At 35.5% G+C, this 12,693-nt stretch carries 9 protein-coding genes and 2 pseudogenes; 7 read left to right on the top strand and 4 right to left on the bottom strand.

Translation table 11 applies throughout. The annotated features are described in order from the left end of the window. Window positions 1-86: 86 nt before the first annotated feature. Together RWZ99_RS01160 and RWZ99_RS01155 are read right to left on the bottom strand one after the other, a co-directional pair. On the bottom strand, window positions 87-3,989 hold the full coding sequence (locus RWZ99_RS01160; protein ID WP_314675861.1) for a GH32 C-terminal domain-containing protein: 3,903 nt from the start codon (window positions 3,987-3,989) through the stop codon (window positions 87-89). A 487-nt stretch (window positions 3,990-4,476) separates the two neighbouring features. Further along, window positions 4,477-4,998: an RDD family protein gene (locus tag RWZ99_RS01155; RefSeq protein ID WP_179968904.1), complete on the bottom strand. Its 522-nt coding sequence runs from the start codon at window positions 4,996-4,998 to the stop codon at window positions 4,477-4,479. A gap of 213 nt (window positions 4,999-5,211) precedes the next feature. Here RWZ99_RS01155 and RWZ99_RS01150 point away from each other — a divergent pair, with 213 nt between their 5' ends. The 6 genes from RWZ99_RS01150 (at window position 5,212) to RWZ99_RS01125 (ending at window position 11,607) form a co-directional block, all read left to right on the top strand. Next, window positions 5,212-6,126, top strand: coding sequence for a helix-turn-helix domain-containing protein (locus RWZ99_RS01150; RefSeq protein ID WP_314675859.1), 915 nt, complete (start codon window positions 5,212-5,214; stop codon window positions 6,124-6,126). Between the two features lie 91 nt (window positions 6,127-6,217). Further along, the gene (locus RWZ99_RS01145) at window positions 6,218-7,090 is read left to right on the top strand and encodes a helix-turn-helix domain-containing protein (protein WP_314675858.1); all 873 of its coding nucleotides are present in this window, start codon (window positions 6,218-6,220) and stop codon (window positions 7,088-7,090) included. A gap of 167 nt (window positions 7,091-7,257) precedes the next feature. Then, complete coding sequence (locus tag RWZ99_RS01140; protein ID WP_314675856.1) at window positions 7,258-8,826, top strand: ABC transporter ATP-binding protein; 1,569 nt, start codon at window positions 7,258-7,260, stop codon at window positions 8,824-8,826. Between the two features lie 164 nt (window positions 8,827-8,990). Further along, window positions 8,991-9,827, top strand: coding sequence for an ABC transporter ATP-binding protein (locus RWZ99_RS01135; protein ID WP_314675855.1), 837 nt, complete (start codon window positions 8,991-8,993; stop codon window positions 9,825-9,827). Further along, window positions 9,820-10,539: an ABC transporter permease gene (locus tag RWZ99_RS01130; protein WP_314675854.1), complete on the top strand. Its 720-nt coding sequence runs from the start codon at window positions 9,820-9,822 to the stop codon at window positions 10,537-10,539. The genes RWZ99_RS01135 and RWZ99_RS01130 overlap by 8 nt, the downstream gene beginning before the upstream one ends. Window positions 10,540-10,695: 156 nt before the next feature. Further along, window positions 10,696-11,607: an XRE family transcriptional regulator gene (locus tag RWZ99_RS01125; RefSeq protein ID WP_314675853.1), complete on the top strand. Its 912-nt coding sequence runs from the start codon at window positions 10,696-10,698 to the stop codon at window positions 11,605-11,607. Between the two features lie 87 nt (window positions 11,608-11,694). On the opposite strand, the pseudogene RWZ99_RS01120 reads toward RWZ99_RS01125, so the two are convergent. After that, window positions 11,695-11,793: pseudogene (locus RWZ99_RS01120) on the bottom strand (XRE family transcriptional regulator); the annotation flags it as partial. A 141-nt stretch (window positions 11,794-11,934) separates the two neighbouring features. Further along, entirely contained in the window at window positions 11,935-12,447 is a 513-nt protein-coding gene (locus RWZ99_RS01115; RefSeq protein ID WP_314675851.1) for an NAD(P)H-dependent oxidoreductase, read from the bottom strand. Window positions 12,448-12,479: 32 nt separating this feature from the next. On the opposite strand from RWZ99_RS01115, the pseudogene RWZ99_RS01110 reads away from it, so the two are divergent. Then, a pseudogene (locus RWZ99_RS01110) lies at window positions 12,480-12,676 on the top strand (transposase); the annotation flags it as partial. Between the last annotated feature and the right edge of the window lie 17 nt (window positions 12,677-12,693).

Below are 12,693 nucleotides of genomic sequence, written 5' to 3'. Positions count from 1 at the left end.
GTCTAATTAAAAAACTTAGAAGCAAAAATGCTTCTAAGTTTTTTCTTCTTACACTTCGCTTACATCAAACAAATAGCTTGTCCGTCTTAGCTGAATAGCCATTTTGTTAAAAAGTGCCATGTTTCTTTAGCAATACTTGCAAGAAAGGTTGAAAGACTAAATTTGTTAAATGTTTTTAGAAGATTGTCAACTACTGGAGCGATAGTCTTTGGTGTTTCCACTGGAGTGTTACTTTCTTCTTGCTTACTAGCATTGTCCTGAGATGAGGATGGGGATGGTACTGTACCTGTATTGTCTTGGCCACCAGTTTGTCCAGTTGGTTCAGGCTCTGGAGACACTTCTGGCTGATGTTTGGGTTCATCTGGTTTGTTTTCCGGATTTGGCTCTGGCTGAGGATCCGGTTGAATCATCTCGTCAGTTGTGCTACTGCTTGAGTTTGTCATTTTTTCAGTAACGAAGAAGTTTCGGAATTCAACGGCTCCATCCCAAAGACCGACACCTACATGGGCTTGATTGAAGTAATTGTCCACGGCATCAAATTGATGATGGAGAACTTCCTTGCCATCAACATAGACTGTCATCGTGTCCTTGCCCTTTTCAACCTTGACGTGATGATACTGGCCATCATTGATTGCTTTATCCAAATGAGTTTCAGCGATGGTTTCACCACCAAAACGGAAGAGACGAACAGTATCATTAACAGCAAATTGGACAGAGTAGGCACGACCTGGTTCTTCACGTTCCGCAGCTACAAAGAGGTTGACCAAACCATGTTGATATTTGACGTCGATATCATAGTCAAATTGTTTGAAGCCATTACTTTCATAGGCCATGAAGTAGTCATTGGCACTGATATTGCTATCGTAAAGCGTGTCGTCATCAATATACCAATCACCAGTAACTGCCTTCAAGCCTTTGAGATTAGTCGCAAAATTGTTAAGTGTGATGGCAATATTAAAGGTCTTGGTCAATGAAGGATTTTCAACGGAGGTTGCTGTGACAGTGAGATTACCTTTATGAAGGGCTTTGAGAGTAAGTTTATTGTCATGTTCAGTGAATGACACCAAACTTGGATCACTAACTGTCCATGTCACATCTTGCTCTTCAGAAGCCGGTGCGAGGTAAACCTGCAAGTCCTTACTTTGACCGACTTCAAGGGCTAAATGACCTGAAGCTGTTGTGTTCATGGCAACAGCCTTTGTGACTTCCTTCTTGTCAGTCCAAGTACTCTTAATTGGATAAATAGCAATGTTTGCTCTGGCTGGACCGCCTTCAACCAAGACACTTGCTCCAACGGCTCTTGGGCTTGGGAAAATCTGGTTAGCACCAGCCACTGTATGCCCCTTAGCAAAGACTTCTACACTCGCACGGTCTACATAAAGGTGCAAATCAATAGAACCATCTTCATTGCGAGTCACCCGTTGGCTATTAACCTTAGCAAAGGCATCAGAAAGAATTGTACCAGATTGGCTACGGTCAATAGACAAGGTTTCCTTGCTTAAATCGTAAACGACCTTAGTAGCTTGACCATCACCAACTCGAAGGTTAAAACCAACTGCTGTCGTGTCCTTACCTGGTACAAAGTGAGAAACCACTTCATAAGTGTCGCCTGTGAAATCTTTAAGCAGTTCATTGTCAGAAGCTACTGTGACATTTTCAAAATACTGGGCATTATCTGTATCACGGAGGCTTTCATAGGCCTTAACAGGAGTTTGTGTTAAGAGGTAACGGTCGCCTGATTTGACCAAACCAAGGTCAAGGTTAAGGTTAAAGGTACCATTAAATTTTTGGCCAACAGTATCGGCAACCAGATTACAATAGTCTTCCCAGGTGTTCATCCAGTTGATTTCAGTCAATTGAGGGATATTTGGATGGCTAGCTGTCCCAAAATCATGAACATAATAAGTCATGGCAGCATAGGAATCCTTACCAAAGTTCATGATTTCATCATGGTCTTGGTAGACCTCATCAGCTACAAAGGCCCACTTGCCACCCACTTGTTTAAAATCACCAACCTTGTAAGAACGACCACCACGTGAGAGTACCCACTTGAGAGCCCCATCATTGGCCACTATTGGATAAAGGTCTGGACATTCTGTATGTAAATCCTTATAGGTTGTTTCAACCTGCCAGTTCTTCAAATCTGGTGAGGAATAAATGCGGAGTGGACCACCAGCAAGGACCATAAACCATTGGTTATCCCAGCGAAAGACCTTAGGGTCACGGAAATCTTGGTTTTGAAGTGGGTCCTGAGACCAGTCGGCAACCACCTTATCATATTTTTGCCAAGTTCTACCCTCGTCCTCACTATAGGCAATTTCAATCCGTTGCCCATTACCGTTTGAAGTGATAATAGCTACCAGGCCACCTTCCGGAGATTTGAAGAGACCTGAGCTATTCGTACTGTCAACCACGATAGAGCCTGAGAACATGTGACCTGTTGCATCTGGATAAAAAGCAATTGGCTCTTCATCCCAATGAAGCAAGTCTCGGCTGGTCGCATGGGCCCAGTGCATTGGACCCCATTTGGTATCATCGTAAAATTGATAGAAGAGATGGTAACGTCCCTTGTAGAAGACCAAACCATTAGGGTCATTAGCCCAACCATCCTTAACAGAATAATGATACTGATCCCGATAAAGCTCGTTGTAATACACATCATCGCTCTGTCTTCGGTGGATATTGACACGGTAGGTCAAGGTCACAGGACGACCAAGCGAATCGGTCATACTACTTTCAATGGTAAAGTAATTGGCACCCACAGCCACTGGCAATTGAGAAATATCTGTGTAGACATTTCCTTTAGCATCTTCTACCCTGATAAGAGCATTAGGATTGTGCTTAGTGATGTCAAAGCCCACCGTCTCAGCATTATGGCCTACATATTGGATATGAAGTGGTTCTTCGGAGAAGAATTGAGCTTGTTTTTCAACAGAGCCTGTCTTTGAAGTTACCACAAGGTTATCAATCAAAGGAAGACTGGATTCGTCAAGATTGACATAACGGGTATTTCTGAAAATGACATTGGCATTCCAATTCAGAAGACCAAAGTAGCCCTCTGAAAGAACCTGGGGTTGACCCTTGTCACTTTTTTGAAGAACAGAGTCACCTGTACTAGCCACAAGTACATCATTGACATAATAAGATAGCCACTGATTGGCTGCAATCACCCTAAGATTGTAGGTTTCATCAACAGTTGGTGTCACATCTTTTTCATCTACGAGTTGAATATCCTGATTATTGACCCAACGCCAAAACTTAACCTTATGGTTACCAGAGTCCACATTGACCCCATACATATTTTTATCGCTACTGTCATTGTTACCACGGAAAATGAGGGCTGCGGCACCACCGACTTCCTTGAAGGTCACATCAGTTGAATAGATAAAATTTTTACCCTCAGATTGAGAATAAAGGAAAGAGTCTCCCCTGTCTTTGGCTTCTGAATGTATACCATCATCCTTCATTTCCCAGTGACCATTTTGATCTGCGGTCATTCCTTCAAGATTGGTAACTGCTTCATTATTAGGCAAATCCGTTTTATCTTCTGTCACATGAACAGGACTGGTACTATTCGTTATAACTGGCCTTTCTTGACTGGTCTGATTCAAATCAGCTTTTTGCGTTTGATTAGTCACTATTTCAGCCTCACTAGCCTGTGTTGGCACTTCTTTTGGTTGATCAGTACTAGACTTAGTGGCATTCTCTTCAGATGCTTTAGCTGGCTCGGTAACAGGGGAAGGGCTAGATTCTACCACCTGGGGGGCTTCCTTGGTCGTGCTAGGAGCAACCTCCACTTGAGGGGCGACTTGATGATCAGTCTGAACTACCACTTCTTGAGCTGTTGGGCTCACAGTCGCCGGTTCCACTTGGTCCGCATAGACAGGACCAACTAGGGCCAAGCCTGCAAAACTTACCAGTGCACAGCCATAGACCCATGTCTTCCCACTTTTACGCATAAACCAATTTTTACAAACAGTATCATTCATGACTCTTCTCCTTCTTTAGAGTAACATTAAATGTTATCTCGTTTTTCATGAAAATTCAAAGTCAATACATTTGCCTTTATTAATAAGCCTATCAAAGTTTCCGGAAATATCTCTAGCATTTATATTAAAACGGTAAACGCTTACTTTTAATATCATTATAACACTATAATCTGAAAACGTCATCTTTTTCTGTTATATTTTTCAGATAAATGAAAAACCTCCGAATTTGCCATTCGAAAGTCTCTTACTTATGCTTAATCTGAGCCTGTTAGTAGGCTATTTCCAATAATACCAAACCAAAGAGCCCTCACAAAATATGATTGTTTTATAATTGTAAACTCCTATAATTATTCTATTGGACAGTATTTATAACAATAAAAAAAAAGGAGGTTATCATAATGACTTCCTTAGTTTAACTTTTCACTTTAACTTATCCTCATGTTTCTTAAGGTATCTTTTACCATACCAATTCGACAGTGACTTAATCCTAGTCACCTTTTAGCTGTACCTGTGTGTGAGCTAGGAGGTCACCTAGATGCCTCTTATCTTTCCTGAACATCATCATTGCTAGTAAGAAAACTGCAAGTAGAGTCGCCGAAATCGAGAGGATAATGGATAATACATCAAAATTACTATAGAAGCCATGAATCGTTCCCATATGACCTATTTGCCAAGGTAAAAATTTAATGGTATTTCTGATTAAGCTAGCTTGCACTGTTTTTTTCTGGTAGACCAGTTCAAGTCCCGCTTTTACCTTCCCAAAACTCCCATTATTTGCATAATCCAAGAATGTGAAAAGGAGCGTGATTGGCAAAACAGAGGTGAAAAATACGAGCCACTGCGACTGAATTTCTGTAAATTCTGGGACACCATTAAAAAAAATGAAATAAATAAGCATAGAACCTAAAAACAGAAGAAATAAATAAGCTAGAATGAAAAGATAATCAAATAGAAATTCCATCATTCTTTTTTTAAACGAAATAGGATTAATTGCTAAGATCTTCATCATCGTCTCCCCTTTCTCATTTACTATTATAACATTTTTAATATTCTAAATAATATTTGAGAGGAAAAATTGAAGGCTATTGAGCTCGCAAAATGCGTTTGTTTCATAATTGTAAACTCCTGTAGATTCTATTGTACACTAGATTCAAAGTCTTTTGGACTTTATTTCGATTTTACGTTATATTAGTATTAAAAATCTGAATCATAGGGGTAATGTATGTCTCAGGATATTAAAATAGAGATTGGAAAAAGAATTCGTGAAGAACGTGAGCGACAAGGGTTAACACGTGAGCAAGTCTGTGACACTGAAGAAGAATTAACCGTCAAACAACTGATGCGGATTGAGCTTGGTCGTTCATTGCCAACTATTGTCAAACTGCAATACATCAGTAATCAACTAAATGTTTCCCTGAATTATTTGTTGGGAGAAACTAATTTAGACATTCCTGAAGACTATTATCAGGCTAAATATAAACTCATGAAGTCTCCTGTCTATGGCGATTCTGAACGTATCAAGAAAAAACTACAGGATATTGAAGAACTTTATGAAAAATATATTGACATACTACCAGAGGACGAGCTTCTAACCATTGATATCATTGAAAGAACCCTGAATTTTATATCTAAAGAGAAGAAAGAAGATCTTGTTGAGATTGTATTTGAAGACTATTTGAATCAGGTATTAAAAAAAGAAGAGTACACCTTGAATGACCTTTTGTTGATAAAATATTATGCTGTACAATGTCAAGGTTCTTCATATGATAAAGCTACAATTGAGCATTTTCGAATGAAGTTAATAAAACAAAGATTGCAAGGTGATGAATTATCCAATGTGGAACTATTGGGGGCTTTATCAGCTGTAGCTGGGATTTATGTGATGCATCATGACTATAAAGAAATGAAGTCTGTTGTTGATAAAATGTATGAGGTCATGCATTTTATTATGCAACATTCCTATCAACCTGGGATAGCAATGCTTGAAGCGAAATACTATTTATATTATGAGAATAACCTAGAGAAAGCAACCAAGCTCTATCATACAGCCACCGTACTAGCCGAAGCCTTCGGTGACCAAGTCTTCATCAAAAATCTAAAAATGGAAAGGAAAAAAGATTTAAAGATAAAAAAGTAAGAAGGCGTATGTTCGCCAAACATAGGCCTTTTTACTTCCTTTTATCTTTTTGATATAATCTATTAAAATTTTACCTATTGAAAGAAGTTCTATGATTGAAACAAGAGAAATGGGCGCACTTTTCAAAAAGATTCGCTTATCAAAAAAATTAACTTTAAAAGACGTTGCTGGTGACTACTTATCTCTATCTTTCTTGTCAAAATTTGAGCGTGGAGAATCAGAAATTTCTTTATCTCGGTTCTTCTTACTACTAGAAAATCTAGATGTTAGTATAGAAGAATTCTATGGTATTCTCTCAAAAGAAAAACCGACTTATACAGAACTACTGTTAGAACGTGTTAGTAAGGCGTATTATCAAAATGATGTCCTTGCTTTAAAAGAATACCTAAAAGAAGAAACTAAAAAATATCATGATAGCAATAAAAAACTATTCCTGTATAATACAATCATGATTGAATCCTTTTTATCTACCATTACAAGTGAAGACGTAGATGAGGATAAGATAAAAATTATCACAGACTATCTTTTTGATATTGAACAATGGGGTAAGAGGGAGTTGATCATACTAGGAAATAGTATGCCAGCTATTTCTTCAGAAACTCTCAATTTACTTGTTAAAGAAATCATTTACAAAACAACCCTTTTTGGAAATAATGAATCTAATCTAAAAATTAGGCTTGATATACTGATAAATGCAACATCTGAATTTATTGAAAGAAATCAACTGGATTTAGCAAAGTCATATTTAGATATCATTTCAGATATAGGTATTCCAGAAACCCTTTTACACGAAAAACTTGAGTATAATATACTTTTAGGAGCATTCTGGATTAAATCAGGTAAAGTAGAAATTGGAAAAAAACTTATTGAGAACTGCCTTGAAATTCTCAAAACTTTAGGAGCAGACAATCTACTCCTATCTCATGAAGCCTACTATGAAGAACTACTAAATTCCACTATATAACAATATTTAACTTTGATGTTTAAAATGATGTAAGCTAGAACTGTAAAAAGATAATATCTTTTTATAGTTCTAGTTTTTTTAAGGAGAATATTTATGATTGATACCATGATTTTTCCAACTAATCTATAACGCTTTGATAAGTACGGTACAAAATAAGGACAAAAATTATGAAAAAATACATCTTACAATTTAAATTTAAAAATTTATTGCATATCATTCTCATTGCTTGTAATTCTGCATTTCTTGTAGGTGCTTCTGTTACCTTAGCATTTATGACCAATCAATTAGTCGCAGGTAATTTTAAACGTTTCCTTATTTGGTTGGGAATTGAAATATCACTCTACCTTCTCTATCTTGTATTTACCTATATCATTAATATTCATCAGGTTAAGTTAATACAAGAAATGTCTCTAAAAATTCGTTCCGATTATATCAAAAATATAACTAATGCTTCTTTCCATACATTCCAAAGCAAAACTATCGGAGATCATATCTCCATATTGAATAATGATATTCAAATCATCGAAAATAGTGGCTTTTCGAACTTATATAATCTATTTTCTACATTATTCACCACCCTCTTTTCTATTATTGCTCTTTTAAGTTTTGATATTAGAATTGTAGTTCTAACTATCCTATTAACAATTTGTCTTACCTACCTTCCTAAACCATTTGCTACAAAAATGCAACATTTTATGTCGCTTTTTTCAACTGCAAACGAAGAGCTCGTATCTGGATTAAACGACCAATTATCAGGATACCAAACACTTTATTATTCGAACAAAAAACCTACTTTATTAATTCAGACCACAAAAATCATTAGAAACTATATCACACAAAAAGTAAACTTTACTCAAAACAGTACTAGGATAGAGATAATCATGTCTACGTTTTCTATTATTGCACAAGTGTCAATTCTTTTCTTGACAGGTTTACTTATCACTTTAGGACAAGTTTCAATTGGTTCTATATCTTCTGTGGGACAAATTTCAGGTAATATTTTTAATTCATTAACAACACTTAATCAACTACAAGTGGCAATCAATTCTGTTAAACCTTTATTTTTAAAATTTGAGATTTCTTCTAAAAATACCGAGAAAAAAACAGTCAATAACATTGAGAACATTGATATTTCCGATTTAGAATACAATTTTGGTAATAAGAAAGTCTTCTCTAAACTCAATCTCAACTTAGTTAAAAATAAAAAATATGCTATTATTGGTGAATCTGGAAGTGGCAAGTCAACATTGATAAATATTATCTTAGGAAATCTACAGAATTATACTGGTCATGTAACATACAACAATTTAGAGTTAAAAGAAATTGATGAAAATTCCATTGTTTCTCAAGTCGCATATATTAGTAATTCTACACATATTTACAATGACACACTTGAAAATAATTTAACGCTGTGGTCTCAAGACATTACTCAAAATGACATTAAAAAAGTTTTGAAAGATGTCAATTTACTGGACTTACAGGGGCGTTTAAAGGAAAAGGTATCTAATGATCTACTTTCAGAAGGTCAAAAACAAAGAATTGGTATTGCAAGAGCATTATTAAAAGGTAGTAACATTATTATTATGGATGAAGCTACAGCCAATCTTGATAAGGCTAATGCTGATTTTATTGAAAATAATCTTTTAAAAAACCCTGATATTACCTACATTACCGTAACACATCACCTTAGTTCAGAAAGAGAAAAATACTTTGATCAAATAATTAAATTAGCATAATAAAGTGCTGAAGCTTTTGGTGACCAAGTCTTCATCAAAAATCTAAAAATACAAATGAAAAAAAGATTTAAATAAAAAACAAATCTAAGTGACATAAATGTCCTTTAGATTTGTTTTATTTTAGTTTATACTAATTTATATCATTAAAAAGGAGAAATCAATAAATGACAAACCTTATCGTAGCAAAGCAGTTAAGCAAAGTCTTTCAAGATTATAAAGCGATAGAAAATCTAAGCTTCACAGTTGAAGAAGGTGAAATTTTAGGTTTCCTAGGTCCATCAGGTTCTGGTAAAACGACAACAATCAATATCCTAACAGGTCAACTCACTCCCACTCAGGGAGAAACCTATATCTTAGGCAAACCATCCCTTCAGTTAAAAGAAGAGGATTTGTCAAAAATTGGTTTAATCACTGAAAATAGTGGTTTTTATGAAAAATTGACACTCTATGATAATCTTCTATTCTTTGCAAAACTCTACAATGTTTCACCAGATTATATTGACGATTTGATGAAACGTGTCGGCCTCTATGACCATCGAAAAACCTTAGCAGAAAAACTCTCTACAGGGATGAAACAACGGATGCTTTTAGTTAGGGCTATCATTAACAAGCCAAAAGTTCTCTTTCTTGATGAACCGACTTCTGGTCTAGATCCATCAACATCTCAAACCATTCACGCTCTCATCAAAGAGCTTAAAGAACATGGGACAACCATTTTTCTGACAACACATGACATGAACGAGGCTACCATTTTATGCGACAAGATTGTACTCCTAAATAAAGGAAGGATTGTCGAAGAAGGAAAACCCAATGAGCTTATTCAGAAATATAATACCAATAAGATGGTAAAAGTAACCTATTGTTCAGGTCAAGAGAAAGTGATTCCCTTCTCTGAATTAAACCAGATTACTGCCATTCAGGATATTCAAACCATCCACTCATGTGAACCAACTTTAGAAGACATCTTCATCCAACTGACAGGAGGAAAACTTAATGTTTAACCAATTAAAATCTTTACTATGGCTTAGAAAACGAGTAATCAAATCTAATAAAAGCATTCTCCTACAAATCCTCTTTCCTTTAGGATTTGCCTTTCTCTACAAATATATTTATGAGATTCAAGGTAGCCTAAACAATTCAATGAAAGTCACTCTATTACTTAACTGTTTAACCATATCTTTGAGTTTATCAGTTGGAAATCCAATCAGTACTTTTGTTTCCGAAGAAAAGGAAAAAAATATTTTAAGAACCTTGTTTTTAAGTGGTGTTAACAGTACAAACTATATCCTTTCAGTTTTGTTTTACCCAGTGCTTATTAGCTTAGTTATGACAACTGCTATTCCTAGAATACTCGAATTGAATATTGAAAATAATTATGGTGCTTATCTTATCATCTCACTTGCTACAGCTTTAGTAATGATGCTTATCAATCTTTTCATTGGATTAATCAGCAAAACTCAAGTATCTGCCCAAGTGATTAGCGTTCCAGTAACACTGATTAGTATGTTTATTCCAATACTTTCAGGAATCAGTAAAGATTTCGATAGTATAGTAAAGTATAGTTATATGGGACTTTTCACGAAGTCTTTAAATCACCTTGAAACCTTTAAGTGGCAGGACCAAGTAGCAAGCTCACTATCCCTGCTAGTCTGGTTACTCCTATTTACTGCACTGACCATCCTACAATCTAAGAGATTACGAAAAATATCTTAATCATAACCACAACCATCTAAGACTCAGTTTAGATGGTTGTTTTGTTTATTCCCTCTATTTTGCTCTAACTAGAAACACAGACAAGTTCCTAGAGTCTTTTCATTCACATGATTTTAAGGTATATTATTATATAATTAAAACTCAAGGGAAATACAGATGTCTGAAGATATTAAAATCGAGATTGGAAAAAGAATTCGTGAAGAACGTGAACGAATAGGTTTAACACGTGAGCAGGTTTGTGATACTGAAGAAGAATTAACTGTCAAACAGCTGATGAGAATTGAGCTCGGACGTTCTTTGCCAACCATTGTCAAACTGCAGTATATCAGTGATAAATTAGGAGTTTCCCTCAACTATTTGTTAGGTGAAACAAAACTAGACATTCCTGAAGATTATTATCAGGCTAAATATAAACTCATGAAGTCTCCTGTCTATGGCGACCTCGAACGTATCAAGAAAAAGCTAAAAGATATTGAGGAACTCTACGACAACTATATTGATATTCTACCAGAAGAAGAACTATTAACCATTGATATCATTGAAAGAACCCTGAATTTTATATCTGAAGAGAAGAAAGAAGATCTTGTTGAGATTGTATATGAAGACTATTTGAACCAGGTATTAAAAAAAGAAGAGTACACCTTGAATGACCTTCTGCTAATAAAATACTATACCTTTCAATGTCAAGTTGGTGACTATGATGAAGAAATTGTTGAAAGTTTTCGATGCAAATTAATTAATCAAGAATTACAAGGGGAAGAGCTAGTTAATGTTGAACTACTGGGGGCATTGTCAACTATAGGTGGAATCTATGTGATGCATCATGATTATAGAAATATGAAAACTATTGTCGATAAAATGCATACTATTATTGATAAGACGCTACAACATGCTTACAAACCCGCCGTACTCATTTTTGAAGCGAAATTTTATCTTTTCTATGAGAACAATAGAGATAAAGCGACTGAGCTTTATAATACAGCTACCGTACTAGCTGAAGCTTTTGGTGATCAAGTCTTCATAAAAAATCTTAAAATGGAAATGGAAAAAGATTTAAACATAAAATAGAAAATATATCATCAACATTTTAAACATGATTCATTCCAAATGTAATAACTACCAAAGAAGCATCTGAAGTTAAACTCAGATGCTTCTTATCTTTCCTGAATATCGTTGAGTAAACGAAAGTTTTTCGGCAACGAATTTTTGAGTGAAATCATTGTCTTCTCTCAAATCCCTTAAACGTCGGTACATCAATCTTTCTCCTAAGGAAAAGTATAGAGGAAAAACAGGAAAAATTTTATGTATTGTCCTAATTGGACAATATGAAATATACTCAATAATATCCACTAGTATTCAAGTATATTCCATTTATAGAGGGTTGATATGTCTTATTTATATTATTTGTAGGTATTTATTTACTTTATTTGATAATAACTCTTGATCCATGTTTAAAGTACCAGTTATGATAAGAGGTTCCAGAAATGTTAGACCTGTCAAATACTGAATCGTAGTGATAGGCTTTAAAATCTCTTCAATTGTTACATGGAAGCGGCCGTTTCTCGTGTAGTCATCTTGCCCAGCTCCAAAACTAGCTACCAACATGACTTCCTTGCCTTGTAAGGCAGTACCAGTCGAACCATAGGCCCAACCGTATTCAAAAACAACGTCAAACCACTGTTTCATGAGGGCTGGCGTTTGGTACCAATAAATTGGGAACTGGAGTACAATGCAATTACTTACCTCTAGAATCTTTTGCTCCGTTTTGACATCAATGTCAAAATTGGGATACAGTTGGTACATATCTCGCACGTCATAACCAGCTCCAGCAGCAGCTGTTGCCAGTTCTTTATTAATGCGTGAGCCCGTTTTTAATTGAGGGTGAAATGTAAAAATTGTGGTTTTCATATCGTTTCTCTTTCTTATCTTAATTATGCTTGACCTTCCTTAGACACAAACCATACATCAAAAACGCACTAGAAACACATTACTCAAATGCAAAATTGGAGGGGACCAATAAGCTTATCAAAGACATCAAACGTCTGGGCTTCGGTTTTAGAAACTTCATCAACTTTAAGAAACGTGTCTTCATCATTCTGAACATAAAAAAAGAGAAGACCTATCAGGTCCTCTCTAGATGTTAGCTTTTCGTCA

This window comes from uncultured Streptococcus sp., from assembly GCF_963545685.1.
GTDB lineage: Bacteria > Bacillota > Bacilli > Lactobacillales > Streptococcaceae > Streptococcus.
The sequence above is the reverse complement of the archived record's forward strand: the minus strand, read 5'-3'. Positions and strand labels throughout refer to the sequence as shown.

Excerpts from the sequence above, each read along its gene's own strand:
- RWZ99_RS01160 (WP_314675861.1), bottom strand. The coding sequence starts at position 3,989 with ATGAATGATACTGTTTGTAAAAATTGGTTTATGCGTAAAAGTGGGAAG.
- RWZ99_RS01155 (WP_179968904.1), bottom strand. The coding sequence starts at position 4,998 with ATGATGAAGATCTTAGCAATTAATCCTATTTCGTTTAAAAAAAGAATG.
- RWZ99_RS01150 (WP_314675859.1), top strand. The coding sequence starts at position 5,212 with ATGTCTCAGGATATTAAAATAGAGATTGGAAAAAGAATTCGTGAAGAA.
- RWZ99_RS01145 (WP_314675858.1), top strand. The coding sequence starts at position 6,218 with ATGATTGAAACAAGAGAAATGGGCGCACTTTTCAAAAAGATTCGCTTA.
- RWZ99_RS01140 (WP_314675856.1), top strand. The coding sequence starts at position 7,258 with ATGAAAAAATACATCTTACAATTTAAATTTAAAAATTTATTGCATATC.
- RWZ99_RS01135 (WP_314675855.1), top strand. The coding sequence starts at position 8,991 with ATGACAAACCTTATCGTAGCAAAGCAGTTAAGCAAAGTCTTTCAAGAT.
- RWZ99_RS01130 (WP_314675854.1), top strand. The coding sequence starts at position 9,820 with ATGTTTAACCAATTAAAATCTTTACTATGGCTTAGAAAACGAGTAATC.
- RWZ99_RS01125 (WP_314675853.1), top strand. The coding sequence starts at position 10,696 with ATGTCTGAAGATATTAAAATCGAGATTGGAAAAAGAATTCGTGAAGAA.
- RWZ99_RS01115 (WP_314675851.1), bottom strand. The coding sequence starts at position 12,447 with ATGAAAACCACAATTTTTACATTTCACCCTCAATTAAAAACGGGCTCA.